At 43.3% G+C, this 25,430-nt stretch carries 27 protein-coding genes; 10 read left to right on the top strand and 17 right to left on the bottom strand.

Annotated elements, in window-relative coordinates; all coding sequences use genetic code 11:
- Nucleotides 1–58 precede the first annotated feature (58 nt).
- The 9 genes from ACFORF_RS07315 to ACFORF_RS07275 all read right to left on the bottom strand — a co-directional run bounded on the left by ACFORF_RS07315 (nt 59) and on the right by ACFORF_RS07275 (nt 9,134).
- A complete protein-coding gene (locus ACFORF_RS07315; protein ID WP_380426852.1) occupies nt 59–871 on the bottom strand; it encodes a Cof-type HAD-IIB family hydrolase in 813 nt (270 codons plus the stop codon).
- A complete protein-coding gene (locus tag ACFORF_RS07310; RefSeq protein ID WP_380426850.1) occupies nt 864–1,493 on the bottom strand; it encodes a trimeric intracellular cation channel family protein in 630 nt (209 codons plus the stop codon). Before ACFORF_RS07310 ends, ACFORF_RS07315 begins: the two co-directional genes overlap by 8 nt.
- A 392-nt stretch (nt 1,494–1,885) precedes the next feature.
- A complete protein-coding gene (locus ACFORF_RS07305) occupies nt 1,886–2,092 on the bottom strand; it encodes a heavy-metal-associated domain-containing protein (RefSeq protein ID WP_380426848.1) in 207 nt (68 codons plus the stop codon).
- The gene (locus ACFORF_RS07300; RefSeq protein WP_380426846.1) at nt 2,085–2,540 is read right to left on the bottom strand and encodes a CopY/TcrY family copper transport repressor; all 456 of its coding nucleotides are present in this window, start codon (nt 2,538–2,540) and stop codon (nt 2,085–2,087) included. The genes ACFORF_RS07305 and ACFORF_RS07300 overlap by 8 nt, the downstream gene beginning before the upstream one ends.
- 223 nt (nt 2,541–2,763) lie before the next feature.
- Nucleotides 2,764–3,999: a cell division peptidoglycan polymerase FtsW gene (gene ftsW, locus ACFORF_RS07295; RefSeq protein WP_380426844.1), complete on the bottom strand. Its 1,236-nt coding sequence runs from the start codon at nt 3,997–3,999 to the stop codon at nt 2,764–2,766.
- Between the two features lie 397 nt (nt 4,000–4,396).
- A complete protein-coding gene (gene tkt / locus ACFORF_RS07290) occupies nt 4,397–6,382 on the bottom strand; it encodes a transketolase (protein ID WP_380426842.1) in 1,986 nt (661 codons plus the stop codon).
- Between the two features lie 167 nt (nt 6,383–6,549).
- Nucleotides 6,550–7,098 (bottom strand): ribosome hibernation-promoting factor, HPF/YfiA family, encoded by a 549-nt coding sequence (hpf, locus tag ACFORF_RS07285; RefSeq protein ID WP_380426840.1) that lies wholly within the window; start codon nt 7,096–7,098, stop codon nt 6,550–6,552.
- Nucleotides 7,099–7,176: 78 nt separating this feature from the next.
- Complete coding sequence (locus tag ACFORF_RS07280) at nt 7,177–7,596, bottom strand: ComF family protein (RefSeq protein WP_380426838.1); 420 nt, start codon at nt 7,594–7,596, stop codon at nt 7,177–7,179.
- Nucleotides 7,597–7,838: 242 nt separating this feature from the next.
- A complete protein-coding gene (locus ACFORF_RS07275) occupies nt 7,839–9,134 on the bottom strand; it encodes a DEAD/DEAH box helicase (RefSeq protein ID WP_380426836.1) in 1,296 nt (431 codons plus the stop codon).
- A gap of 37 nt (nt 9,135–9,171) precedes the next feature.
- Here ACFORF_RS07275 and ACFORF_RS07270 point away from each other — a divergent pair, with 37 nt between their 5' ends.
- Nucleotides 9,172–9,801 carry a YigZ family protein gene (locus ACFORF_RS07270; protein ID WP_380426834.1) on the top strand — a complete coding sequence of 210 codons (630 nt, stop codon included), beginning with the start codon at nt 9,172–9,174 and terminating at the stop codon, nt 9,799–9,801.
- A 94-nt stretch (nt 9,802–9,895) separates the two neighbouring features.
- Nucleotides 9,896–10,825, top strand: coding sequence for a cysteine synthase A (gene cysK, locus ACFORF_RS07265; protein ID WP_380426832.1), 930 nt, complete (start codon nt 9,896–9,898; stop codon nt 10,823–10,825).
- A 130-nt stretch (nt 10,826–10,955) separates the two neighbouring features.
- On the opposite strand, the gene ACFORF_RS07260 is transcribed toward cysK, so the two are convergent.
- Complete coding sequence (locus ACFORF_RS07260; RefSeq protein WP_380426830.1) at nt 10,956–11,876, bottom strand: LysR family transcriptional regulator; 921 nt, start codon at nt 11,874–11,876, stop codon at nt 10,956–10,958.
- Between the two features lie 134 nt (nt 11,877–12,010).
- Between ACFORF_RS07260 and ACFORF_RS07255 the strand changes: the two genes are divergently transcribed.
- The 4 genes from ACFORF_RS07255 (at nt 12,011) to ACFORF_RS07240 (ending at nt 15,447) form a co-directional block, all read left to right on the top strand.
- The gene (locus ACFORF_RS07255) at nt 12,011–12,985 is read left to right on the top strand and encodes an alpha/beta hydrolase (RefSeq protein ID WP_380426828.1); all 975 of its coding nucleotides are present in this window, start codon (nt 12,011–12,013) and stop codon (nt 12,983–12,985) included.
- 16 nt (nt 12,986–13,001) lie between these two features.
- A complete protein-coding gene (locus ACFORF_RS07250) occupies nt 13,002–13,559 on the top strand; it encodes a sugar O-acetyltransferase (RefSeq protein WP_380427094.1) in 558 nt (185 codons plus the stop codon).
- A gap of 348 nt (nt 13,560–13,907) precedes the next feature.
- Complete coding sequence (gene sppA, locus ACFORF_RS07245; protein WP_380426826.1) at nt 13,908–14,927, top strand: signal peptide peptidase SppA; 1,020 nt, start codon at nt 13,908–13,910, stop codon at nt 14,925–14,927.
- 1 nt (nt 14,928) lies between these two features.
- A complete protein-coding gene (locus ACFORF_RS07240; RefSeq protein ID WP_380426824.1) occupies nt 14,929–15,447 on the top strand; it encodes an RDD family protein in 519 nt (172 codons plus the stop codon).
- Nucleotides 15,448–15,673: 226 nt separating this feature from the next.
- Here ACFORF_RS07240 and ACFORF_RS07235 read toward each other — a convergent pair whose 3' ends face one another.
- Together ACFORF_RS07235 and ACFORF_RS07230 are read right to left on the bottom strand one after the other, a co-directional pair.
- Nucleotides 15,674–16,258, bottom strand: a complete 585-nt coding sequence (locus ACFORF_RS07235) for a TlpA family protein disulfide reductase (protein ID WP_380426822.1) — start codon at nt 16,256–16,258, stop codon at nt 15,674–15,676.
- Nucleotides 16,259–16,268: 10 nt separating this feature from the next.
- Nucleotides 16,269–16,976, bottom strand: coding sequence for a cytochrome c biogenesis CcdA family protein (locus tag ACFORF_RS07230; protein ID WP_380426820.1), 708 nt, complete (start codon nt 16,974–16,976; stop codon nt 16,269–16,271).
- Nucleotides 16,977–17,212: 236 nt separating this feature from the next.
- Between ACFORF_RS07230 and ACFORF_RS07225 the strand changes: the two genes are divergently transcribed.
- The 4 genes from ACFORF_RS07225 (at nt 17,213) to ACFORF_RS07210 (ending at nt 21,065) form a co-directional block, all read left to right on the top strand.
- Nucleotides 17,213–17,866 carry a response regulator transcription factor gene (locus ACFORF_RS07225; protein WP_380426818.1) on the top strand — a complete coding sequence of 218 codons (654 nt, stop codon included), beginning with the start codon at nt 17,213–17,215 and terminating at the stop codon, nt 17,864–17,866.
- Nucleotides 17,863–19,224 (top strand): sensor histidine kinase, encoded by a 1,362-nt coding sequence (locus ACFORF_RS07220; RefSeq protein ID WP_380426816.1) that lies wholly within the window; start codon nt 17,863–17,865, stop codon nt 19,222–19,224. Before ACFORF_RS07225 ends, ACFORF_RS07220 begins: the two co-directional genes overlap by 4 nt.
- A gap of 304 nt (nt 19,225–19,528) precedes the next feature.
- Nucleotides 19,529–20,248: a CPBP family glutamic-type intramembrane protease gene (locus tag ACFORF_RS07215; protein WP_380426814.1), complete on the top strand. Its 720-nt coding sequence runs from the start codon at nt 19,529–19,531 to the stop codon at nt 20,246–20,248.
- Nucleotides 20,249–20,510: 262 nt separating this feature from the next.
- Nucleotides 20,511–21,065 carry a PrsW family glutamic-type intramembrane protease gene (locus ACFORF_RS07210; RefSeq protein WP_380427092.1) on the top strand — a complete coding sequence of 185 codons (555 nt, stop codon included), beginning with the start codon at nt 20,511–20,513 and terminating at the stop codon, nt 21,063–21,065.
- 170 nt (nt 21,066–21,235) lie between these two features.
- Here the strand turns inward: ACFORF_RS07210 and ACFORF_RS07205 are convergent, their stop codons facing one another.
- The 5 genes from ACFORF_RS07205 to liaF form a co-directional block, all read right to left on the bottom strand.
- Complete coding sequence (locus tag ACFORF_RS07205) at nt 21,236–21,592, bottom strand: S1 RNA-binding domain-containing protein (protein WP_380426812.1); 357 nt, start codon at nt 21,590–21,592, stop codon at nt 21,236–21,238.
- Entirely contained in the window at nt 21,592–22,992 is a 1,401-nt protein-coding gene (locus tag ACFORF_RS07200; protein WP_380426810.1) for a Cof-type HAD-IIB family hydrolase, read from the bottom strand. Before ACFORF_RS07200 ends, ACFORF_RS07205 begins: the two co-directional genes overlap by 1 nt.
- Nucleotides 22,993–23,075: 83 nt before the next feature.
- Nucleotides 23,076–23,717: a response regulator gene (locus tag ACFORF_RS07195; RefSeq protein WP_380426808.1), complete on the bottom strand. Its 642-nt coding sequence runs from the start codon at nt 23,715–23,717 to the stop codon at nt 23,076–23,078.
- The gene (locus ACFORF_RS07190; protein ID WP_380426806.1) at nt 23,704–24,735 is read right to left on the bottom strand and encodes a sensor histidine kinase; all 1,032 of its coding nucleotides are present in this window, start codon (nt 24,733–24,735) and stop codon (nt 23,704–23,706) included. The genes ACFORF_RS07195 and ACFORF_RS07190 overlap by 14 nt, the downstream gene beginning before the upstream one ends.
- A complete protein-coding gene (gene liaF / locus ACFORF_RS07185; RefSeq protein ID WP_380426804.1) occupies nt 24,732–25,430 on the bottom strand; it encodes a cell wall-active antibiotics response protein LiaF in 699 nt (232 codons plus the stop codon). The genes ACFORF_RS07190 and liaF overlap by 4 nt, the downstream gene beginning before the upstream one ends.

The raw sequence follows: 25,430 nt of genomic DNA, 5'->3' as shown, positions 1-25,430 counted from the left end.
GTTTTTCTTTTAATTTTGTTGTATCACCGATCTAAGAAACTCGACTTGTAGCCAAGGCTTAAAGCACCAGCTCTTGAATAATTTTTGCAACACCGGATTCGTTATTGGTTGCTGTCGTATAGCGGCAGAGGTCCTTGATGTGGTCCTCACTATTGCCCATAGCTACACTGTGGTAGGCATAGCGGAGCATCTCCAAGTCATTATTGGCATCACCGATAGCCATGACTTGACTGGCTGGAACGTCCAAATCTTGGCAGAGCTGGGCTAAGGCAGTGGCCTTTGTTGCCCCCTGTGGCATAGCTTCAAAAATGTAGGACTGGCTACGAACAGTCGAAAACAGTTGAGACAATTGATCTTCATACTTGTCTTGGAAGGCATTTAGCAGGGACTCTTCTCCCATAAACATAGCCTGAAACTGAACATCTGGTTTAGCAAGCAGGTCTTCAAGTGAAATCTGGGTCGGTGTGGTATAGACAAGACTGGCATCGTAGGTCACGAGGTCAGATGGCGCTTCACCAACCACATAATAATGGTCTGCTGAATCTGAAATCACTAGCTGGATACCGTCTTCTTCAGCTACAGTCTCATAAAGCCTAGTCAACTCTTCTGCCGTCAAGTGATAATCATGAACCAGCTCCCAGTTCTGGGTTTCATAGGTTGAACAGCCATTGTTGATAATCATGTATTCCTGCTCAGTGAAGCCTAGCTGGTCAAAGATTGGGCGCACTCCAGTCATAGGCCGACCTGTACAGATAACGATTTTGACCCCTGCTTGCGTTGCCGCCTGCAAGGTAGAAATATTCTCTTGTGATAATTGCTTTTGGGAATCCAACAAGGTCCCATCCAAGTCAATCGCGATTAGTTTAATCATTTTTTGTTTCCTCTACTTTCCACTTGACCTTTGGCAATTGCCAATTTTTTCTGTAGCCGATAATTCTCAAGGCCGAAATCAGCACCACTAAAATCAAATAGTCGATATTGCTGTTGACAACTTGAAAATAAATAAGCACAGCCGCTAAAATAGACCAGCCTGCATAAATCTCGCTCCGCAGAACTCCAGGTTTTCGTCCAGCCAAAACATCACGGACAATACCGCCACCTGCTCCTGTCAAGACTGCTGCCACAATGACCGCACTCAGAGGTTGACCCAAATTTTGAGCATGGAGAGCACCTTGAATACTGAAGGCGGCAAGTCCAACCGCATCCGTAAATACTCCCACGCGTCTCCAATGTCGATTCACCAAGCTAGGTAAGAAGAACATGAGCAAAATAGCCACCAGGGCACAATTAAACTCCAAGCCCTGGCTCCAAAGTGTTGAAGCTGGCAAGTCAATCATAACATTGCGGATAGCACCCCCGCCAAAAGCAGTTAAGAATCCTAACGTAAAAATTCCCAGCAGGTCAAAATCTTCTTCAATCGCAACGGCTGCCCCAGACAGGGCAAAGGCAATAGTCCCAACGATTCCCAAAACTTCCCAAATGGCATTATCCATTCTAATGTTCCTTTTCTTTTGAGTATTGCGTATTTAAAAGCAATGTCGGAATTAGGTAGACGTCTCAACCTCTCCATTCCTATCAGAGATTAACGAATCTGTCGTCTTTAGTTATCACTGTATGGAATGACTATCCAAACTCTTCTAAATTTTCACCGATAAAATTCGTTATGGAGAGAGGCCTCAGCTAAGCTTAAATAAACATTTCCAGCGCATTAACTTTGATTCTGTTTTTTAGTTTTTTAAATGAGGTCGATAAGGGTAATATTAACATCTCCCACCCTCATCTAAGTCATCTGCTCACTTACTATTGTATCACGAAGAGTAGAAATCGCCATGAAATTTTGAAAAGAAAATCAGTTTGAAAATTTTCAAACCGATTTTCCAATTATTTACTTCAGTTCTTGGCCAACTGAAAATTTAGTGCCTTTAAGCGCCCTATTTAATAAAAATTTGCTTGTTAAGCCCTCTATCTCTGCTTGATTTTTTGCTAAATCGACAGTAACTCCAGTCACACCCAGAACATTAGATAATTTTTCTGTAACTGTATCAACACAGCCTTGGCATTTCATACCTTCAATCGCATAGGTTTTAGTCATTTGTCTCCTCCTTTTTTATCTTTAACATGTGGCGGGAACAGTTACACTGTCCTTTAATACAATTGCAAGGAACCTCTTCGACCAGTGCATCTTGCTTTTGAGATAATAATTGGCGAATTGATTGGTCGTCCCTGTATCGTAAGGGGGTCTTAGCCAGCTGTGCAATCAGTAAATCCGCATGTTGTCGTATACAAATTCGATCAAATAGTTCTTGCACTTCTTGTTGTAAGGCTGCTTCCTCAGTCATTAAACTGCTGTAAAGGTAGGAGCGACCCTCTCTTTGGCTAACGATAACCCCCTTATCCACTAGACGGCCAATTAAGGTTTTTATGGTAGAATCTGCCCAACCGTAACTCTCTCCCAAGATTTCGATAATACGGGAACTCTTAACAGGCTCTTGGGCCCAAATAACACGTAACACTTCCCACTCAGCCTTGGACACCTCCATCTAACCACCACCTTATATTTACATTTGTAAATTAATTATACTACTCGCTTTGCTATTTGTCAAAAAAAGCCCCTACCCCAAGGTGAACCGCACTCCAAAAGTTAGACAGACAATCTAACGAATGGGGTGCGGTTCAAGGATAGAGAACCTTATAAAATATTACATTTTCTAGTCGGACAACTGGAGCATCGTTAATCTTTAAGAAGCTTTGATACATTCTTTACTAATTGCTATAGCCATCCGCCTCTTGGTAATAGGCCTGTTCCGCTTCTTGATAGATTGCCTGACGACGCTCATTAGCATCAATGTTAAGAACAACAGCAACCGCGATTGAAATAACTAAAAGGCTATTCCCACCCTGTGAGAGGAAGGGAAATGTTACACCTGTTGAAGGAATAATTCCTGAAATCCCACCAATATTAACGAAGGTTTGCATCAGTAAAAATGCCGCCAGACCCATAGCCAATATAGAGTTAAAGGCATCCTTGGCCTTAATTCCTACCATAATCATTCGAAGAACGAGGAAAAATAGCAGAGCTAAAATCAAACTTGCTCCAACAAAACCAAGCTCCTCAATGACAACTGAGAAAACAAAGTCAGTCTGAGCTTCTCTCAGATACCCCTCTTTTTCAATGGAATTTCCTAAACCACGCCCAAACCAGCCACCGTTACTCATGGCATAGTAAGAATGAGTCATCTGTAAACCAGAATCAGTCGCATCCAAAAATGGGTTAAAATAAGCCTTGAAACGTCGAGCTACATATCCAAAAAGAGGTACCTTGGAGAATGTTTCAACCCCGATAAGACCGATCAATCCAAGAAAGGTGCCTGAACCAACTATAATCGTTACTAAGAGGGTTGAAAACCAACGAAAGGCAACACCACTGACACAGAATATGATGATGGAAGTTAAGACAATGATAGTCGCATTTCCTAAATCAGGCAAGGTCATAACCATGACGATAAGTATCGTGAAATAAACACGCCAATCATGAAAAACTTGTGGGAACAATCTCCCCTTAAAGATGGCTTGGTAATCATAAATACCAACTTCACCTTGCATTTGATCAAAAAAGTAGGCCAGCATCCAAACCATAATAATCTTTAAATATTCAGCTGGTTGGAAACTAACCGGCCCAAGTACAATCCAACCATGGGCACCATTGACTGCCGGGAAAAATCGCGATGCAAGAAGGAGTATAAACTCCACAATCATGGCTGCAGATAGAACCTTCCCATTTTTCAGGAAATCGAGCCTTAAGTTATAGATAAACAAGATTGCTATCAGACTCAGTACCCAAAAAACACCCTGGTTAAGCACTGACCTAAAGGGGTTAGCACCAGCCTGAATCAATGTTGCGCTTGTTGTCGAATAGACAATAATCAACCCTAACACCGATAGAATCAGGTAGGGAATGAGAATCGAATAATTTAATAAATGTCGTTTCTTTATCTTCATGAGTCACCTAGTTAATCTCCGCAAGCCAAAAGAACACAATCATGCCCTTTCTCGCAGGTATTTATCCTCTGATGAATCTGCCCCAATGAGACTATCCACCAATTTATCCTCTTCCAAAATCCAGACAAGGTGCTACCAAGTTTTCTTACATCTATCCTTGTCTCACGAAATTTTGAGCTATACTCTTGCAAAATCAAAACCATAGGTCGTTAGGTTTCCTTACCTAAGTCTCTTATGGCCACATCAACCTGCCTCGTCTTGTTTTATTTTTTGAGTGTGTATCAATATAATCCAGTTAGCATTATATCACGATTCCTTAAAAAAAGACACTCTCAAACCAGACAAAAAGAGTGAGTCTGACCACGCAATTAGCAGTCAGAAACTCACTCTCTAATCATTATAAGCCTTTGTAAAGGGAAACTGCATTTTCAACTGTAAAGCCATATTCTTTGAAGATACGTTCACCAGGTGCAGACGCTCCCCAGGTGTCAATAGTCAAAGTCGCACCTTTTAAACCAACGTATTTACCCCAACCAAAGCTGCTACCAGCTTCAATCGCTAAACGCTTGGTAACTGAACTTGGTAAGATTTCTTCTTGGTAGGCTGCATCTTGTTGATCAAAACGGTTTTGGGCAGGCATAGAAACCACGCGCACATGTACCCCTTCTTCAGCCAAGGCTGCCTGGGTATCCAGGGCCAATTTAACTTCAGAACCTGTTGCAATAAGAATTCCGTCCAGGTCACCTTGAGCCTCTGAGAGGATGTAGGCTCCCTTGTCAACTCCAGTCTGAGCCAACTCAGCTGTTCCAGCAAGAACAGGCAGGTTTTGACGGGTCAAGACGAGAGCTGTTGGACGTTTAGTTTCTGCCAAGGCAATCTTCCAAGCCGCATTGACCTCGTTTCCATCCGCTGGACGAATGACATTAAGGTTTGGCATTGAACGAACGCTAGCCAATTGTTCCACAGGTTCATGAGTTGGTCCATCCTCACCCACAGCAATCGAGTCATGGGTCAAGACATAGACAGTTGGCAAGTTTTGGAGGGCAGCCATACGGACCGCTGGGAGGAGATAATTTGAGAAGACGAAGAAGGTTCCACCGTAAACACGGGTTCCGCCGTGCAAGGCAATCCCGTTCATCGCTGCGGCCATGGCAAACTCCCGGACACCAAACCAAATATTACGGCCAGCGTAATTGTCTGATTGGAAATCAGTGTCAGCCTTAACCATGGTGTTGTTAGAAGCTGAAAGGTCAGCTGAGCCACCCCAGAAAGATGGAACCTGTGCTGAGATTTGTTGAATAGCCTGTTGGCTGGTGACACGACTGGCCAAGTTTTCACCGAGTTCGTGCCCCTCAAGGTCAACAGAAATTGGTTGACCTGAGAAGGCTGCTTCATACTCAGCTGCCAATTCTGGGTAGGCTGCTTGGTAGGCTGCAAAGAGTTCATTCCACTTTGCCTCTGCCTTGGCACCACGGTCTTGAATCCCTTGAGCAAAGCGATCAGCTACTTCTGCTGGTACCGTAAAGGCTGGGTAGTCATAACCATAAACAGCCTTAGCATGGTCAATTCCCTCTTGCCCAATTGGCGCGCCGTGAACTGCTGAAGTCCCTTGGTTTGCCGCACCGTATCCGATGATGGTTTTTACTTCAATAATCGTTGGCTTGTTGCTTTCAGTCTTGGCTTCAGCAATCGCTGCTTCAATAGCGTCTAAATCATTCCCATCTTTAACCAAGATATGTTGCCAACCATAGGCCTCAAAGCGTCCCTTAACATCTTCTGTAAAGGCTTTTGAAGTTGGACCATCTAGGGAGATGTCATTTGAATCATAGAGTAAGACCAATTTACCCAACTTGAGGTGTCCTGCAAGGCTGACTGCTTCCTGACTAACCCCTTCCATCAAGTCACCGTCTCCGTTAAGGGCAAAGGTATAGTGATCAACAATGTTAAAATCAGGTTTGTTGAACTTGGCTGCCAAGTGAGCCTCTGCCATGGCCATACCGACAGCATTGGCGATCCCTTGACCAAGCGGTCCAGATGTCGCCTCAACCCCATCTGTATGGTCTACTTCTGGGTGACCCGGAGTCTTAGAGCCCCACTGACGGAAGTTTTTCAAATCTTCCATAGAAAGATCATAGCCTGACAGGTGAAGCAAGCTATAGAGAAGTGCCGATCCATGCCCAGCTGACAAAACAAAGCGGTCACGGTTGGTCCAAGAACGGCTCGTCTTAGGGTTCACGTTTAAGAAACGGTTCCAGAGAACATAAGCCATCGGAGCAGCACCCATCGGTAATCCAGGGTGGCCTGAATTCGCCTGTTGAATGGCTTCAATGGAAAGAGAACGAACGGTATTTACCGCTAATTGATCGATAGTATCAAACGTCATTGTCAAAGACCTTTCTAATGTTGTGCCTAATTTTTTACTACGGTTGTTATTATACCATAAACTGGTTAAGATGAGAACGAATACAAGAGGCTTCCAGTAAAACGTTCTTATTTCAAGACGTAAAAAGAGGTTGAAACCAAGTTCAACCTCTTCATTATCATTATCTCTTATTTAGCTTCAATCAAGCCGAACTCGCCATCTTCACGACGATAGAGGACATTAGTTGCCCCATCTTCAGCATCTGTGTAGATAAAGAAATCATGTCCCAAAAGATCCATTTGGAGAATCGCTTCCTCTACATCCATAGGTTTAAGTTCTATGTTTTTAGTGCGAACAACGTTAACAGCAGAATTTTCTTCCACTTCTTCTGCTTCAAATTCAGCTGTAAAGACCTGAGCAGTTGGCACTTTTTCCTTATGCTTGCGAGAGATTTTTGTCTTATTCTTACGGATTTGACGCTCAATCTTGTCCGTTACAAGGTCGATAGAGCCGTACATGTCTTGAGATACGTCTTCAGCACGAAGGGTTACAGAACCGAGAGGAATCGTCACCTCAACCTTGGCAGTTTTTTCACGATAAACCTTAAGATTTACCTTGGCACTCAATTCTTGGTCATCGTTGAAGTATTTTTCAATCTTAGCAATTTTGGCTTCAACGTAGGCACGGATGGCGTCAGTTACTTCGATATTTTCGCCACGAATACTAAATCTAATCATATGTGTACCTCTTTTCTGTGCTAAGCACTTTATTTACACTTTTATTATATCACATTTCAAAAAAATGTAAACGTTTTTCTAACGTGCTAGCGAAAAAGTTTTCACGTCTTTCACTCCTTTTTCATGAAATAGCAGAGCGATACTGACGATGGTCGCTCCCGTCGTGTAGACATCATCCACCAACAAAACCCTCTCTGGTAAGGCCTGCTCAGTCGCCAAGCTATAGTGATTTTTCAGAGCCAGACGCTCCTGACGGGTCAAGTGAGATTGCTTGGCAGCTTCCTCCTTACTCAGGCAATCCTGATAAAAAATCCCCGCTCCTTCAAGCAGACCCGTCACCTGATTAAAGCCTCTGTCTAACAAGGTCTCTGAGCTAACAGGTACGGGGACAATGGTATAGTCCTTGTAGGCCTTAAGCGCCTGCCTAAGCTCACCTGCAAAGACCTCACGCAGAAGATAGTCCCCTAAAAATTTATAGTGTTTAAAATAATCCCTCATGGCTATATTATAACGATAGAGGGCCTGGTGCTGGACCAAATAGCCCTGTTTTTCCCAGATTAAACAATCCCTACAAACATCGTCCTCACTAGGTTTACAACAGCGTGTACAGAGATTGCCTTCCAACCTTTTAAAAGTCGCACGACAAGTTTGACAGATAGAATTTTCAGTCCTTTTCAACAAAAAAATCGATAGAAAGCCTGTCTTTTCTTGACAGGTCTCATGGCAGAGCAAGCACTCCATTAAAACCCTCCCTTCTGATTCATATCCTTAATCTCTCGGATAGCCTGTTTGATGGCCTTGGTTAGACCATCATGAAAGAAAATCAGGTCACCTGTCGGTCGGTCCATACTCCGTCCGACGCGCCCTCCAATCTGGACCAGGCTACTTCTCGTGTAGAGGCGATGATTGGCCCAAAGCACAATCACATCAACACAGGGAAAGGTCACGCCACGTTCCAAGATTGTTGTTGACACAAGGATATCTAGCTTCTTCTGTCGAAATTCATCGACCAGGCCAGCCCTTTCTTCGGTTTTACTCGACACAAAGCCAATGGCCTGGTCAGGTAGCGCCTCCTGCAAGAGAGTTGTGAACTGCTGCCCAATCTCAATATGAGGAAAGAAAATTAACAAGGGATAACCTGTTTGACGCTGGCTTTGAATATAATGTAAAAGAGGTTTAGGGAGATGTCCCTTGGTAATTCCCTCATTAAGACCTGAGAGCCAGCGTGTCTGAGGAACGACTAAGGGATTGCCGTGGAAACGTCTAGCCAGGTGAACTTGCTTGAGCCTGCCAGACTTCACTTCTTTGTCCAAGGTATTAGTAGAGGTCGCTGTCAAAAAGAAGGTTAGACCATCCGGTTTTTTTGCCTTAGCAACAGCGTGATAAAGACTGGGGTTGTCCACATAGGGAAAGGCATCTACCTCATCAATCAGTATCAAATCAAAGGCCTCATAAAACTTATAGAGTTGATGAACCGTTGCAATGACCAGGGGAGCTCGATGGTAAGGCTCTGACTCCCCGTGCAAGAGGACTATGTCGCAACTGAAATCCCTCTGCAAGCGGACGTAAAGTTCCTTACAGACATCAATGCGAGGACTGACCAAGGCGACAGCCCCGCCCTGATCGACGACACGCGCCACCGTCTCGTAAATCATCTCTGTCTTACCTGCCCCTGTCACAGCATGGACCAAGATATTCTCATGCTGGTCCAAGGCATTGAGGAGGGCTTGTGATACCTCCCTTTGATACTCTGTCAACTGCCCCTGCCAAATCAAAGAGGACTGGACAGGGAATTTTTGCTGGGCAATGACATACAGGTCTTGATCCGTCTGATTCCTCCCAAAAATCAGGCATTCCCTACAATAATAAGCACCATTGGGCAAAAGATGTCTTTCATCTACTGCTGTTCCGCAGCGCTGACAGTGTAGCTTGCCCCTGTCTTCATAAAAGGCTGGGATGGCTTGTACTAGGTCTCTAAGGTCCTCTGTAACTTCCTTTTCCGTCAATAAACGACCGTAATAATCTTCTTGAGTCATACTTTATCATTCGCATTTTTTCTGATAAAATGGGGGCATGAACTACAAAACCATTGCCCAAGACGGCCAGAGTCAAGAAGACATCAAAAAATCTACCTTTATCTGTCATGTTAAACGAGTGACTACCGAAGAAGAGGCCCGTAACTTTATCACGACCATCAAGAAGGAACATTACAAGGCCAACCATAACTGCTCTGCCTTTATCCTTGGAGAAAAATCTGATATCAAGCGAACCTCGGATGACGGTGAACCGGCTGGAACTGCTGGCGTTCCTATGCTGGCGGTGCTTGAAAAGCATGAGCTTACCGATATTGCCGTGGTGGTAACCCGCTACTTCGGAGGCATCAAACTTGGGGCAGGCGGTCTGATTAGGGCCTATGGCGGAGCGGTTGCCAAGGCCATCGAGGAATTGGGCAAGGTCCAGGTTAAAACCTTATCAGGACTTGAAATCCAGCTCAGCTATCCCCAGTACCAGACCTTTGCTGGCTTTCTCAGTAAAGAAGGATTGATTGAGCAAGACACCCAATTCGAGGCTGACATTAAAACCTCCGTCTATTTGGAAAAAGAGGCTATTCCCCCTCTCATCGATAGCTTGAACGACTACTACCATGGCAAGGTCGCCACGAGGAATATAGGGGAAAAGGTCGTTGAACTCCCCGTTGCTTGATAAGCATTACCTATCACTTAGATAAAAGATTTGTATTTTACAAGTCTTTTTTCTTGGCTTATACTGAGTGTATCATTCAAAGTGAGGTGCTAAGATGGCAAAAATTATTAACAACATTACCGAATTGGTTGGAAATACTCCGGTTATTAAACTCAATCGTGTCGTGCCTGAAGGAGCTGCAGACGTCTACGTCAAACTGGAGGCCTTCAACCCAGGTTCATCCGTTAAGGACCGTATTGCTCTGGCCATGATTGAAGATGCTGAAAAGGCGGGCATCATCAAGCCTGGTGATACCATCGTTGAACCAACCAGCGGAAACACGGGTATCGGTTTGTCTTGGGTTGGAGCTGCCAAGGGCTACAAGGTCATCATTACCATGCCTGAAACCATGTCCATTGAACGTCGCAGACTGATTCAAGCCTACGGTGCTGAGCTCGTCTTGACTCCTGGTAGCGAGGGCATGAAGGGAGCCATTGCCAAGGCAAAAGAAATTTCAGAGACCCAAGGTGCTTGGTTGCCACTTCAATTCAACAACCCATCCAATCCAGCCATCCACGAGGCCACAACAGGTCCAGAAATTCTGGAAGCCTTTGGAGAAACTGGACTTGATGCCTTCGTTTCTGGTGTAGGAACCGGCGGAACTATTTCCGGTGTTTCCCATATCCTTAAAAAAGCCAATCCTGACGTTAAGATCTACGCAGTTGAGGCTGATGAGTCAGCAGTCTTGTCAGGTGAAAAACCTGGTCCCCACAAGATTCAAGGACTTTCTGCTGGCTTTATCCCAGAGACTCTCGACACAGCAGCCTATGACGGCATTATTCGTGTGACATCTGACGATGCCCTTGCTACAGGACGGGCTATCGGAGGCAAGGAAGGCTTCCTAGTTGGTATTTCTTCAGGAGCAGCGATCCATGCTGCAATCCAGGTTGCCCAAGAACTTGGCGCTGGTAAAAAGGTCTTGGCCCTCCTGCCAGATAACGGAGAACGTTATCTTTCTACAGCCCTCTATGATTTTGGACAATAGAAAATCTGATACTCACTCAAACTCAAAAGAGACAAGGCAGGTTGACCTAGGCATAACTGGAGTTAGGCAAGGAAACCTAAGGACCTATAGCTTTGATTTGGGAAGAGTATGAATCACTCATTCAACTCAGTTAAACAAGGGTTTCCTCCAACCCTTGTTTTTTATTTACAATACGCTTCTCAGGCCTGTCGATAACCTTCTCTAACATTTTTAAAAATTCTTTCGCAACAGGTGATAGAGTTCCTTGCTTTTTCCAGATGACTTGAAGTGAATCCTTTTCTCGTTCTTGCAATTTTAAAAACTCTAACTGACTATGGTCATAATCTGTTGGAATAATTCCATCTAGCGCTAAGGCAATTCCTACACCTGCCTTTACCAAGAGTGAGGCATTATATAAGAGATTATATGTGGCTACAATACGATAATCTCCAAGTCCAGACAAAACTGTGAAATCAACATTGGATTGAGCAGAGACAATGAGAGGGTAAGAAATCACATCTACAAGTTTTAGATTTTCTATTTCTGTCAAGGGATGGCCCTTAGGAACTAAGACTCCCCAAGTATCTCGATTTGGAAGCGATAAGTGATTATATTTTCTCTTTTCAAAGGGGCCAAATGTCATGCCTATATCGAAAATTCCCTGATCCAGATTCTCTTGTACAAAGTCTGCATTTCCACTTCTCAGGTGAACACGGGTTTCGGGATAAGATTCTGTTAATTTCTGAGTAACCTGAGCAAGAATATCTAGAGATTGTGTTTCGGCCGCACCTATATAAAGATCGCCAGAAATAGCCTCTGTTCGGCGGATGTTGCTCTTTGTCTTGTTGACCATTGCCAGAATTTCAATAGCTCGATTGTAGAGGTATTGGCCATCTTCTGTCAGCTGAATTTCTCGACTACCGCGATAAAATAAGGTGGTATCCAGTTCGTCCTCTAAATCCTTCATTTGTCGTGATAATGTTGGTTGTGTGATGTGCAAAACCTGGGCTGCGTTTGAAATAGATTTAGTTTGCACAATAGTCACAAAATAATTCAATACTCGTATATCCATAGGGATCCTCCATAAGTTTTGCTTTATTATATCATACCTTCTAAGCATATTATCTATATATAATAGGTATTTGATTATGTGTTTGCCGTATCCTATAATAGTTCTTGTAAAATAATTGAAAAAAGGAGTCAAACATGACTGAACACCTAACATTAACAACTACATGGGACAAAGTTTTTCCACTGAGCGATAAGGTTGACCATAAAAAAGTAACCTTTACGAATCATTTTGGTATTACCTTAGCAGCTGATATGTACATACCCAAAGGAGCGACTGGTAAACTGCCTGCCTTTGCAGTGGCTGGACCTTTTGGAGCAGTTAAAGAACAATCATCTGGTTTGTATGCGCAAGAAATGGCAGAGCGTGGTTTTATAACGATTGCCTTTGATCCATCATTCATTGGAGAGTCTGGTGGCGTTCCGCGTTACATGCAATCACCTGATATCAATACTGAAGATTTCCAGGCAGCTGTTGATTTCTTAGCTAACCAAGAAAATGTAGACGCTGATAAAATTGGCATCATTGGTATCTGTGGTTGGGGAGGGATTGCTCTCAATGCAGCAGCTATTGATACTCGTATCAAGGTGAGCATTGTCTCAACCATGTATGACATGTCTCGTATCGCTGGCAATGGCTACTTTGATGCAGAGGATACTGAAGAAGGACGCTACAAACAGCGTAAGGCTTTGAGTGACCAACGTACAGCTGATTTTGCGTCTGGGGAATACGCTCTTGCTGGTGGCTTGCCAAAAGAACGCCCTCAAGATCCAGCTCCGCAGTTTCTCAAAGAATATTGGGACTACTACAAAACTGACCGTGGATACCATAAAAATTCTGTCAACTCAAATAATGGTTGGGCCATCCAATCGAATACTAGCTTTGCCAATACAAGATTCTTGCATTACAGCAATGAAATTCGCTCTGCAGTACTTTTAATTCATGGAGATGCGGCTCACTCTTACTACTTCGGGAAAGATGCTTTTGCAAAACTGACTGGTGACAATAAGAAAATGATGACCATTAAAGGTGCAACCCATACCGACCTTTATGACCAAAAAAACATTATACCTTTTGATGAAATGGAATCTTTTGCAAAGGCTAATATGTAAAGATAAAAGGAGAATTATATTGAATAGCGATTTAAAAACCTATATCGAATCAGGACGAGTGATAGAAAAGGATTCGCCAGTCTATAAGTACATTCATGAAGTAACAGCAGAAACTCTGCCACTAGTTGAAACTCTCAACAAACAAGTTCAGACGGAAACTTCCAAACGAGAGCTACTGGAAAAGATTATGGGACAAGTACTAGATGCCAGTAGTTCAATCGCATTACCATTTCGAACAGACTTTGGACGACATATCTCTATAGGCAAGGAAGTATTTATCAATACTGACGTTATGATGGTTGATTTGGGGTCTATTACCATAGAAGATAAGGTGTTGATTGGACCACGGGCAATGCTCATTTCGGTAAACCATCCTCAAGAAGCTGACCTGAGGCGTGGACTAATTCTAAAGCCCGTTCATATAAAAAAGAATGCCTGGATTGGTGCAGGAGCAATTATCTTACCTGGTGTTACTATTGGTGAAAATGCTATTGTGGGCGCAGGAAGTGTCGTGACTAAGGATGTTCCAGATAATGTCACTGTGGCAGGTGTCCCCGCAAAAAGCATTTTCTAATACACTTTGTCCCTATCTTGCAGACCTTACTTGGATAAACTCTCGGCAATCCGTGGATTTTTAGTTAGACTCATATTCTTTAATATGGTATTTTTGTCTCGTTCCAGACTAATGATGCCAGTGTCTGTATCTCTTGAGATTCTAAATAAGGATTAACTTTGTATGCATACTATAATTTACGACTAGAGTCCCCTTCTCATCATATTTCCACAAATTCTGATAGGAATAAACATCCCTCATAAAGTGAAGGGCGAATCTTCTACGCTTATCGCTCAATTTCTAAAACTGCTTTGCTATTTTCCTAAAAAAAGACTATAATGAAAGCAAGAAAATGAAAAGGAAACGCTTATGGATAAGAAAAAAGGTATTGTAATTGGTGCTGCTGCTTTGGTATTGGTAACCTCACTATTTAGTTCCAGTCCTAAAAAGGAAGAAACTAGCGAGGCAACAGGAACAAGTGCTCTGAGTATCAACCAATTATTGGGTAATGCAACTGAGATTCAAGAAGAGGTTCTGGAGGAAGGAAGTGCTAGCAAGCGAATTTTAGTGATTCCTATCGAGGGAGAAATCGGTACAACAGGCAGCACGTACAACCATGATCTCATCCTATCCTCCATTGATCAAATACGTGAAGACCCTACCATTATGGCCGTTCTGCTCAGTATTGACTCTCCTGGTGGTGGTGTTTATGCGACTCGTGAAGTCTACGACCGCATGAAAGAAATCCAAGCTGAAATTGAGATTCCAGTCTACGCATCGATGGGGTCAACAGCTGCTAGTGGCGGTTACTACCTCTCTATGCTGGGTGACAAGGTTTTTGCCTCTGAAGAAACCATTACCGGCTCTATTGGAGTTATCATGAGTTCCTACAATACCCAAGACTTGCTGGAAAAGTTGGGCGTTAAGCCTGTGGTCATCAAGTCCGCGGATATGAAAGACATCATGTCAACCTCTCGTGACATGACAGATGCTGAACGCCAGGTCCTCCAAACCTATATCGACGAGTCCTTCCAACGCTTTGTTGACGTCGTCGAAGAAGGTCGTGGCATGTCTGAGGAAGAAGTCCGTAAACTAGCAGATGGGCGCATCTACAGCGGTAGCCAAGCCCTGCAGGCTGGATTGGTTGATGAAATGGGTTATGAAAAAGACGCTCTAGCAGCTCTTAAGAGCGACTTTGACTTGACGGATGCCCAAGTCTTCACCTATACATCAAACGACCTTGGCTTCGGTAGTTTCTTCCCAAGCTTGCTCGGTCAACTTGGACTGTCTTCAGACACAACCCCTCTCGGTCAAATGGATAAGATGATTGAAAAAATTGAATCTCTTGATGACATGAAATTAGAATATAAACTACAAGGAGGCTACTAAGATGATTCATCTCTCCTTACAAGATTGGCCCAAGCAATGTTTCGGTGGTTTTTGGATTCGATTCTTTGCCTATTTGATTGATAGCCTGCTGATTGGAGCCATCACCAAGATTATACTCAATCTGACCATCCATCATTTTATAACGCCAACCGCTGCTAGTGGTCACTGGTGGTATGAACTCATTAAGCTGGCCCTCTTTGTGGCTTACTTTGTCGCTACCATGCTTTACTTTAAGGGACAGACTGTTGGGAAATACTTGCTTAATCTAAAAGTCGTTTCTGTTAAAACTGGTGACCTTGACTTCCAAACTCTGCTAATACGTGAAGTCGCTGGACGTATTGTTCTCTACTATTTCCCTATCTTGGCAGTTACCTTGGTCTTCACAAACCTTCGGCAACACTTGATGGACCTGCTCTGCGATACAGCAGTGGTCAATCTCAAACAAGTGGACTTTGTCAATCGGGTCCACGAAACAAGCCTGATTATCCCAGATGGACTACAAGAGGACCCTATTGGATAAAAACAAGACCACCTTTGGATTTAATTTTCAAGGTGGTCTTTACTATATCATTAAACATGGTTTAAGAGTAATGAGGTCTCATGATACCAAGGTAATTAATACGTTTCCAAAATCAAAACTATAGGTCGTGGTCTAAGTCTATTTTGCCTGCATCAATCTGACTTATCTGATGAGATTTTGAGTGAATAGATGTATCTGTATATTTGATTTTAGCAAGGTCTAAAAACTACTTCATAGCTTCTAACCCAGCTTCAATTAGCTCTGGTGCCAATTCACCTGCGAAGACCTTACTAACTGTACCGTCGCTATTGATAAAGACATGACTAGGAAAAGCACGGATGGTATAGGAACCAATAGCACTATCCTTGTGATCAAAGAAGACTGGATAAGTAATACCTGCCTTCTTGGCTGTGGCTAAAATTTTTTCCTGGGTTTCATCAACTGGGTAGGCATTGGCAAATTTGGCATCGCTTGGGGAGGTCACGCTAAGAAAGGCGTAGTCGGGATTGTCCTTGTACTTTTGGTAAATTTTCTCTAATTGTGGCATTTCTTTTAGGCAGGGTTTGCACCAACTAGCCCAGAAGTTGATATAAACTTTCTTGCCTGTATAATCTGCTAGAGAAACGGAGTTGCCATCCTGGTCCATCAGGTTCAGTTCGGGAGCTTTTTGCCCCTCAACGACCGTCTGTAAGCCATTATCCCCTTGAGTTTCTGCTACCTCTTCACGGGCTGGCAAACTTTGCTGCTCTGCCATTGAACAAGCGGACAAAAGAAAAAGACAAGAACTACATAACAATAAACGTTTCAACATAATCTTCTCCTTATGGTTTGAATAAATGACTAAAAAGTGAAAAGGTTCCGGTTAAAATGGACAGGCCGATCAAGATGAGCAAGACTCCGGAGATCATCTTAGTGTATTTCAAAAAGCGAGTTTGACGCTTAAAGTAAGCCAAAACTTGTTGCGAAAAGAGGGCAACCAAGATAAAAGGCGGGATAAATCCGAGGCAGTACACCAAAAGCAAGAGCAGACTCCAGATGCCTGATTGGCTGCTGGCGTAGAAAAATACGCTCGCTAGGATAGGGCCGATACAGGGCGTCCAGGAAAAGCTAAAGGTAAAACCCATCAAATAAGCAATAAAAGGGGTCATGGTTTGACCAGCTTGATAAACCTTACTCTTGGCGGAAAACTCACGGGTCAACAATCGTGACTGGATAATTCCTAGCTGGAAGAACCCCATCCCCAAAATGAGCACCCCACTGAGAATTTGAACGATACGGATATGCTGGTTTAAAAACCGGCTGAGAAAACTGCTGGCAAAGGCCAGTAAAAAGAAGGTCGTCGCAATGCCAAGCACAAAGATAAGGGTATTCAGCAAGACTCGCTTGCGATAGGCAGACTCCCTTCCCTCCTCAATTTGACCACCGAGGATTCCCATATAAATAGGCAAAATCGGTAAGACACAGGGAGAAAAGAAGGACAGTAGGCCTTCCAAAAATAAGGCAACTACCTTGACGTGTTGAAATTCCATAAAAACTCCTTTTGTTTTAAAGCATTTTCTATCGAGATTCTTGATAGACAAAAATAAATAGTGGAGAAAAAGTTATTCCAAGGGGTCTTTTCTTGTGTCTAGTATAGCCAAAGGATATCTTTGTCTCCTCACGACCATCTAATTTTTGCCTGTTTTTTTAAAATAGGACCAAATGAGTTACCTGATTTTGCTATAATGGAGCCATAACATGAATCGAAATATTGAAAGGAATAGTTATGGCACGGATTTTAGTAGTTGAAGACGATACAACGATCAATCAAATCGTGACAGAATTTCTGAAAGAGCAAGGTTATGAAGTAATTTCACATTTCGATGGTAAACAGGCCCTGGATTGTTTTCACCAAGAAAAATTCGACCTGATTATTTTAGACATTATGATTCCTACCGTCAGTGGCTTGGAAGTTTTACAGACCATCCGTAAAACATCCGACGTGCCTATCATGATGTTAACTGCCATGGATGACGAATACACTCAACTTCTCAGTTTTAATCAACTGATTAGCGACTACGTAGTCAAGCCTTTCTCACCGCTCATTCTTATGAAACGGGTAGAAAATATTCTAAGAAGTTCACAAAAAAACACCGATATTCGGATGGGCAATATTCGATTAGACCTGGAAAATACAACAGCCTATATGGATAAACAGGAGGTGCATTTAACCAAAACCGAATATGATATCTTAGAAGTTCTCTTTAAGCGACGTGGCAAGCTCGTTACCAGGGACAACCTCATGTATACCATTTGGGGCTATAATGAATTGGATAGTCGGGTTCTAGACAATCATATCAAAAATCTTCGTAAAAAAATCCCGACTCTTCCCTTAACGACAGTCATTGGTCGCGGTTATAAGATTGAGGTGGATGGATGAAGACAATTACACGTAAACACTTCGTTGGTCTCAGCGCAACCCTGGGCCTTGTTCTCATCTTCTTCTTAGCCATTTCCTACTTTACCCTCCCGATTTATTACAACCAAACCAAAAAAGAAGAACTGCACCAAACCTTTAACCAGGTCTTACAAAGTTTGCAAGGAAAAACACGAGCTGAAATGGTAACTCAGCTAAAAAACGATGACAAGAGTTACAAGGAAATTTACTTTACCTTAGCCAGTAGTGATGGCACCGTATTTTATCCCGATGAAGAGGCATTGAGTAACGACAGTTCTAATGACGAAAATTGGCTCGAAACAGATCATACTGAAAATGGCTATTGGACTGAAACTCTTGAGACTGCCGAGGGAACCTATATCATTCTGACAGGCCAATATATTTTCCCTTCTCTGACCACCATCAGCCAGACCCTACTAACCCTTTATCCCTTTGTTATCTTACTCTTCGTTGTGATTGCTATTGCAGCTGCCTTTTTCTATAGTCGATGGTCGACCAAGCGCATCCGAGATTTGTCTATGGAGACTCGTCGGTTACAAGAGTTGGATAAAACCTTGTCTTGCACCGTTTCAGGACAGGATGAAATTTCCCATCTAGCTGAAGATATTAACAGCCTTTATGCGCGTCTCATGGAGAGCATTGCAGAGCTGGAACTGGAGAACCAACATGCCTTAGAACGTGAGCAACAAAAGATTGCCTTTTTACGTATGACCTCCCATGAACTCAAAACTCCCATCACCAGTATGATGGGAATGATCGAAGGTATGCGTTATAATGTCGGAGATTTTAAGGACCGTGACAAATATCTGGAGCACTGCTATGAAATTTTGAAAGATCAAGCCAGCCTTGTCCAGTCCATTTTAGAGGCTTCAAAATTAGACTTACTGCTGAATCCTGAACAGGACCAGTTTTCAGCCAAGGCCATGCTAGAGGAAATCTTACCGACTTACCAAGCATTAGCAATTGTCAACCAACAAGAATTTAGCTATGACATCGAAGACTTCCCCATCACAGCGCATCGCCTTTATCTAGAAAAAGTGATTAAAAACCTGCTGGATAACGCCTTTCGCTATACTAAAACAGGCGGGCATATTTCCCTCCGTTTAAAAGCTGGGCAACTCATCATTTCCAATCAAGCAGAGCACTTACTGAATGATGAGCAACTCCAACAAATATTTGAACCTTTTTATCGGCCAGATTTTAGCCGCAATCGCCAAGATGGTGGCACAGGGTTGGGGTTGTATATTGTAGACCAGATTCTCAGCAAGCATGGCTTCCCTTATCAATTCACACGCCAAGATAATTCCATGGTCTTTGTGATAGATTTTTTGAAAGGCTAAATATAACCTCATTTGCAAGGAAGAAAATAAAGCGCAGACAAAACCAGTCGGAGAAAACGACTGGTTTTTCCTTTAAAAACAGATAAAAGACAGATAAAGGTGAGATGAATGGCAGAGCAAGTGAGTATAATAAAGCTACAGAACTTGTATCTGTAACCGCATCGAGATGGTCATTATGGCCATGACTAGAACTCTCCTAAATTCAAATCTTATACATTCTCCCCCAATTGTGGCTGTATATCAAGCTCTTGACGAGATCAAAGACCATCTCCGTGCTTTATTTATCACGAGAAAGGACCTTCTTATGAAACCAACTTTAAAATACTTAAAATGGTGGGATATTCCCATTCTCACCATCCTCATGTTTGGCACGGCCATTTTTTCATCCATGCAGGTTTTCTTTACGACTAGTGGAGCAGGGGACTCAGAACTAACACAACCAGACACACTTCAAAACCTCTACATGCTCCTTTTTGAAGGAGTGACCCTAGCCATCGCCTTGGCTTACCTGGCTTGGCGCCGGTTCGATTTCAAGCAATGGCATTTTGCGCCAACTGTTAAAGCGACAGTCACTGCTATTGGTTTATTTGTCTTTCTTGCTTTTTCAGTAGATGTCTTTTTCATACTACTTAGTCCTGGATATGCTGGTCAAATTTTTGGAACACCGTGGGATATTCCAGCAGGGCTTGTTGCTTTCTTTAGTCAGTTTACCAATATTTCCATGGTTGCTCTTGCCCTTTTAAATGGTTGCTACGAGGAGATTTACTTTATCGGAATGTGTTCCGTTGTTGAAAAAAGATACCGACCTTGGATATTTGTCCTATCACTCTTGGTGCGTATTTCCTTCCATACCTATCAGGGAGTCTTAGCTGCCTTGGCTATCGGACTAATTTTAGGGATTTTTTATCGCTTTTGGTATGAGAAAAAGGACAACAATCTCTACCCTATCTTTTTGTCCCATGCCATCGCTGATGTGGTTGGGCTTGGAATTTTTCAATATTTGATTATTGCAGCTAGTATGTAGGAGGTCTATCTATGGTTTGAAAATTTATCTTAGCATTACTTGCTTTGCTTAGCCTTTGGCGACTGAGTGAGGAAGTCTTGATTCTTATGAGTCTACAAAGTTCTCCCCAGCAGTGGTCAGAATTCCTTATCGCTATTGGGATTCTCTTTTGTAGCTATGTTCTCCCTTTATCTGTACTGACTCTCTTTTTCCTTCGCAAAAAAGGGCTGAGTTTACTTTGTTTTTTTGGGTGCTCTGCTATTTGGAATTTTAATAATCGGGAATCGCAGGTCTCTTAAACAATGCTATTAGTACACAGCTAACGCAATGGTTCCCAAACTCAGCTCTTCTTAAAACATGGGAACCTAGCATTGCACCGCCTCTTGTCGAAGAAAGTTTGAAATTTGGGCTAGCTCTCGTCATCATTTACCTCTCTCGCACCAAGTCAATTTGGTCTGCATTGGGAATTGGTCTAGGTGTGGGACTTGGCTTTGAATTATCTGAGGACTACACTTACACCTTATCGACCATGTTAACCCCAAGCGGACACCCCATACCAGAAGCCATCAGCCGATTGGAAAGTATCATCGCTTCCCACTGGCTTCTAACAGCTCTGATGACGACTGCTGTTTTACTCCTATATTGGAAACAGAGCAGTGCCAAATCCTTGTTGCTCTATGCTCTAGCACCTCTGGTTTTGCATATCCTATGGAATAGTTCTTTTGGTGAAAACCTTTTATTCAAAGTCGCTCTGACAATAGTTAGTTGGATTATTTGCATCAGTTTGTACATCACTCAAATCAAAACTATTGATACTAAGATTCCTCAAACCCCATAAAATTCCAAGAGACCTAAGGCCAGCAAATATGACCTCCAAATATACTATATATCCTTGCTCAACTTTCTGATAACTTTATAAATCCGACTCAGTTAATAGAATTATTAGCTTATCTTATGTTTCATTGTATTACAAAAAAGCAGCCCAGTAGGACTGCTTTTGATCTTTTACTAGGATTGTTTCAAATCTGTCATGGCCTGCTCAATCCATTTGGGTAGGGCTTTTTCAAGTGGTTTGAAGCCATACTGATAGCGATTGTTGGAAAAGCGGTGACGATTATGGTGGGGGTGTTTCTCCGTCTCCAAGGTCCGCAAGGATAGGGAGGCTTTTTGGGAATAGTCATCATAATCAATGACCTGAACGGTAATCGATTGACCAATCGTCAAGACCTTATGGATATTATCCGTATAGCCAGATTTGATTTCTGAAATGTGGACCAGGCCTGTAGAGCCATCCTCCAACTGGAGAAAGGCCCCATAGGGCTTAATTCCTGTTACGGTCCCCTGGACCTTATCTCCAACTTTCATTAGTCTACAACCTCGATAGTTTCGATGACAACATCTGCAACCGGCTTATCTTGGGCACCAGTCTCAACTGCTGCAATAGCGTCAAGGACTGCATAGGAAGCTTCGTCTGTCAATTGACCAAATACGGTGTGACGACGGTCAAGATGAGGGGTTCCACCATTTTCCGCATAGCTAGCTGCAATCTCGGCTGGCCAACCACCACGTTCCAACTCTTTCTGAGCGTAAGGAATCTTGCTGTTTTGAACGATGAAGAACTGGCTACCGTTAGTATTGGGGCCAGCATTGGCCATAGAAAGGGCACCGCGCAGATTGTAGAGTTCATTTGAAAATTCATCTTCAAAACTATCTCCATAGATGGACTGACCTCCCATACCCGTACCTGTTGGATCTCCACCTTGAATCATGAAGTCCTTGATGATACGGTGGAAGATGATGCCATCATAATAGCCATCCTTAGCGAGGGCTACGAAGTTTGCGACCGTTTTTGGGGCATGGTCTGGGAAGAGCTTGATGGTCAAGTCTCCGCGGTTTGTTTTAATCGTTGCAACAGGACCCTCAACGTTTGCAAGGTCCAATTGAGGGAAAGTTAATGTTTGTTCTACCATTCCTAATTTCTCCAAGGCATTAAAAATGCCATCTTCTTCTACTGTATTTGTGATATAATCTGCCTTTTCCTTGATTTCTGGGACGGCATTTCCCATGGCGACCGTGAAGCCGACATAATCAAAGATTTCCATATCGTTTGGACCGTCACCAAACATCATAGCATTTTCCGGTTTGAGGCCTTCTCTAGCGAGAACTTCAGCCACTCCTGAGGCCTTAGAAATCCCGTTTTTCACGACATCTGAGGAGTACTCATGCCAAGGTACCAGACGAACCTCCGCAGCCAAATGTTCTGGCAAAGCCAGCTCAGCGTTGTTTTCCGTAAAGGTCCACATGTGATAAACGTCATGACTCAGGTGATAATTTGGGTCAACCTGGCAAGGACCGTAGATGGGCTCGATAGCAGAGCGGACAATATCGGTGTTTTCTGAGACGATTGGCTCGTCCTTGCCTGCAAACCCATAGGCTATCCCAATCTCACGACACCAGTCCACATAGGCCCTGGTGATTTCCTTGTCCAGAGGCTGATTGAAGACCTCCTGTCCCTTTTTGTCAATGACATAGGAACCGTTAATGGTGACAAAGTAGTCGGGCTTGAGGTCTCTGATTTCAGAGACGACACCGTAAAGTGCACGACCTGAGGCAATCCCTGTCAAATAGCCCTTTTCTTTAAGGCTGGCAAAAACCGTCTTAATAGACTCTGGCATGTAGCCAGTCACCTTGACCCGCAAGGTGTCGTCAATGTCAAAGAAGACAATTTTGGTTTTCTTGGCCTTGTATTTTGTTTTTGCGTCCATCTTTCCTCATTTCCTTCTTATGGCAGAGCCAACTAATACGACTTGCGCGGCGGCCAGCCTGCTCTGTTATACTATTATACCACTTATTGATCGTCTTGTGGGACCAGATGGTGTTGAAAGGCGTAAACCACTGCCTGGGTTCGGTCATCGACCTGAAGTTTTGCCAGAATATTGGACACGTGAGTTTTGACTGTTTTGAGGGAAATGAAGAGCTCATCTGCGATGGTCTGGTTGTCATAACCCTTGGCCAGACAGGCTAAAATATCCCGTTCCCTAGCTGTCAAATCATCGTGCAGGTCTGGATGGTTTTGGTGGTACTTGAATTTATTGTCCACCTCCGTCTCAATAGCCAGTTCACCGCGTGATACCTTAAGAATAGCATTGTGGATTTCTGCAGCGCTAGAGGTTTTGAGCATATAGCCCTTGGCGCCAGCCTTAATGACGGGGTAGATCTTTTCATTGTCCAGATAGGAAGTCAAGACTAAGATTTTAGCCTCCTTCCATTCTTTAAGAATAGCCAAGGTTGCTTCGACCCCGTCCATCTCTGGCATGACCAAATCCATGACTACGACATCAGGTTTGAGACTAAGGGCTAAATCAATACCTTCCTGGCCTGTTTTTCCTTCTGCAATGACCTCAATATTTTCCTGGAGGTTTAAAAAACTTTTTAGTCCCAGTCGAACCATCTCATGGTCGTCAACTAGAATTACCTTAACGACTGTCATCTGTTTCTCCATCTCTTTCTTCTTTATCAATAGCAGTCAGGGGCAGGCGAATATCCATGGATACGCCCTGTCCAATTTGACTCAAAAAGCGAACACTTCCTGCCAGGTCATTGACCCGATCCTCGATATTTTTCAAGCCATAGGACAGGCTTCGAACCGCATCCAGGTTAAAGCCCTTCCCATCATCAATCATCTTGAGCTGGACCTCATTGTCCTGCTGATTGAGGTAGACTTCTAGCCTAGTCGCCTGAGCGTGCTTGAGGGTGTTGGAAATAAATTCCTGGGCAATCCTAAAGAGGTTCTCCTCAATCGACCGTGGTAACTGGCTCATATTGGAACACAGGCTAACTTGAATATCACTCTTATCCTGTAACTCCTGCAAAATCATCTCCAAGCCCTCCGCTAAATTGCGACCATCCAACTCTGTTGGGCGTAAGTGTAGGAGCAAAATCCGCAGATCCTTTTGGGCATCGGTTAAGACTGTTTCAATCGCTGTTAGCTGCTCCTTGAGTTTTTCCTTGGGCAACTGCTCTGCCATTTGATTAACCCCAGAAAGCATGAGACTGGCCGCAAAAAGTTCCTGGCTGACCGTATCATGCAAATCACGCGCAATCCGGCGCCGCTCCTGCTTGACAATGTCCTCTGTATTTTCGATGTGAGCATTCTCCGTCCGCTGCAGGTTGGCAGTCAGGTGCTGCATCTTGGTCGACAGGCGCAAAATATTGTTGCCCAAGTCAGTATCCGGCTGATGGGTTACAACCTTGTTATCTAAAATCTGATTGATGGTATGGTTGAGTTGCCGCTTACTATATTCTTCCCAGAGATACCAGCCCGACATAAGTAGGAGAGCCAAAGAGGCTGTTAAGGAAAGAATAGCGAAGCTAAAACGAACCAGCCGAACCCAATCGCTGAGAAACTCCGTCAGGTCGATACCAAAACTCCGTACAACAACCGAAATTACAGTCACAATGGTCAGGATAGCGTAGAGGCTGATGGTTAAAATGGTTCGTTTGGTCATACGCGTTTGACCTCCACTGTTCCAGCCAAAACACTGATGATAATTTTTACCGTTCGGTTTGAATGATAGTAATCATCCTGAGCAATTTTGAGGGTTGTATTTCGCAAATCATACTCTGGCTTATCAAAAAACTTCACTGAGCCGTAGATGCTATTGATATCTAGTTTTACAGAAACGTCAATTGGAACCAAGATTTGGGTAGGACCATAAATCTTACGAATCAAGACAACATTGTCTCGACCGGTCACAATCACACGATTAAGGTCTATAACATCCGTTCCCGACAAGCGAGTGATATTAATGTCATCAAAGCCATAAGCATCCGACAAGAGATGTTCATTGTAGCCAATCCATTGATTGGCAATGGGCTTAATGGTTTGTTCATCCTCCCGAAACTTGATAAAGGCATAACGATTTTTATCCTTGACCTGGGAAAAATAGTTGATCATGACATAAACCACCCCGACAAGAACTGCCGCAATCACATAGGGATTGAGCATAAAAATCAAGAAAAGAACAAGGAGGCTAGCCGTCAATAGAAAATTATTGCGCTGCCCTGAACTGTAATAATGAGTTGCCAGCAAGACCACAACCAAAAGGAGAACGAAGCTCGGCACGTCACTCGACAAAATCGTCATAAAGGCCATGCTCAGTAAAACTGCTTCAACAAGCAAGAATAATTGGAACTTTTTCAC

It is taken from the genome of Streptococcus caprae (genome assembly GCF_042649745.1).
GTDB classification, from domain to species: Bacteria; Bacillota; Bacilli; order Lactobacillales; family Streptococcaceae; genus Streptococcus; species Streptococcus caprae.
The sequence above is the reverse complement of the archived record's forward strand: the minus strand, read 5'-3'. Positions and strand labels throughout refer to the sequence as shown.

Excerpts from the sequence above, each read along its gene's own strand:
- ACFORF_RS07220 (WP_380426816.1), top strand. The coding sequence starts at position 17,863 with ATGAAGACAATTACACGTAAACACTTCGTTGGTCTCAGCGCAACCCTG.
- ACFORF_RS07270 (WP_380426834.1), top strand. The coding sequence starts at position 9,172 with ATGAACTACAAAACCATTGCCCAAGACGGCCAGAGTCAAGAAGACATC.
- ACFORF_RS07260 (WP_380426830.1), bottom strand. The coding sequence starts at position 11,876 with ATGGATATACGAGTATTGAATTATTTTGTGACTATTGTGCAAACTAAA.
- ACFORF_RS07190 (WP_380426806.1), bottom strand. The coding sequence starts at position 24,735 with ATGACCAAACGAACCATTTTAACCATCAGCCTCTACGCTATCCTGACC.
- ACFORF_RS07205 (WP_380426812.1), bottom strand. The coding sequence starts at position 21,592 with ATGAAAGTTGGAGATAAGGTCCAGGGGACCGTAACAGGAATTAAGCCC.
- tkt (WP_380426842.1), bottom strand. The coding sequence starts at position 6,382 with ATGACGTTTGATACTATCGATCAATTAGCGGTAAATACCGTTCGTTCT.
- ACFORF_RS07240 (WP_380426824.1), top strand. The coding sequence starts at position 14,929 with ATGATTCATCTCTCCTTACAAGATTGGCCCAAGCAATGTTTCGGTGGT.
- ACFORF_RS07200 (WP_380426810.1), bottom strand. The coding sequence starts at position 22,992 with ATGGACGCAAAAACAAAATACAAGGCCAAGAAAACCAAAATTGTCTTC.
- ACFORF_RS07235 (WP_380426822.1), bottom strand. The coding sequence starts at position 16,258 with ATGTTGAAACGTTTATTGTTATGTAGTTCTTGTCTTTTTCTTTTGTCC.
- ACFORF_RS07230 (WP_380426820.1), bottom strand. The coding sequence starts at position 16,976 with ATGGAATTTCAACACGTCAAGGTAGTTGCCTTATTTTTGGAAGGCCTA.
- sppA (WP_380426826.1), top strand. The coding sequence starts at position 13,908 with ATGGATAAGAAAAAAGGTATTGTAATTGGTGCTGCTGCTTTGGTATTG.
- ACFORF_RS07275 (WP_380426836.1), bottom strand. The coding sequence starts at position 9,134 with ATGACTCAAGAAGATTATTACGGTCGTTTATTGACGGAAAAGGAAGTT.
- ACFORF_RS07215 (WP_380426814.1), top strand. The coding sequence starts at position 19,529 with ATGAAACCAACTTTAAAATACTTAAAATGGTGGGATATTCCCATTCTC.
- ACFORF_RS07280 (WP_380426838.1), bottom strand. The coding sequence starts at position 7,596 with ATGAGGGATTATTTTAAACACTATAAATTTTTAGGGGACTATCTTCTG.
- ACFORF_RS07225 (WP_380426818.1), top strand. The coding sequence starts at position 17,213 with ATGGCACGGATTTTAGTAGTTGAAGACGATACAACGATCAATCAAATC.
- hpf (WP_380426840.1), bottom strand. The coding sequence starts at position 7,098 with ATGATTAGATTTAGTATTCGTGGCGAAAATATCGAAGTAACTGACGCC.
- cysK (WP_380426832.1), top strand. The coding sequence starts at position 9,896 with ATGGCAAAAATTATTAACAACATTACCGAATTGGTTGGAAATACTCCG.
- ACFORF_RS07195 (WP_380426808.1), bottom strand. The coding sequence starts at position 23,717 with ATGACAGTCGTTAAGGTAATTCTAGTTGACGACCATGAGATGGTTCGA.
- ftsW (WP_380426844.1), bottom strand. The coding sequence starts at position 3,999 with ATGAAGATAAAGAAACGACATTTATTAAATTATTCGATTCTCATTCCC.
- ACFORF_RS07315 (WP_380426852.1), bottom strand. The coding sequence starts at position 871 with ATGATTAAACTAATCGCGATTGACTTGGATGGGACCTTGTTGGATTCC.
- ACFORF_RS07300 (WP_380426846.1), bottom strand. The coding sequence starts at position 2,540 with ATGGAGGTGTCCAAGGCTGAGTGGGAAGTGTTACGTGTTATTTGGGCC.
- ACFORF_RS07255 (WP_380426828.1), top strand. The coding sequence starts at position 12,011 with ATGACTGAACACCTAACATTAACAACTACATGGGACAAAGTTTTTCCA.
- ACFORF_RS07310 (WP_380426850.1), bottom strand. The coding sequence starts at position 1,493 with ATGGATAATGCCATTTGGGAAGTTTTGGGAATCGTTGGGACTATTGCC.
- ACFORF_RS07305 (WP_380426848.1), bottom strand. The coding sequence starts at position 2,092 with ATGACTAAAACCTATGCGATTGAAGGTATGAAATGCCAAGGCTGTGTT.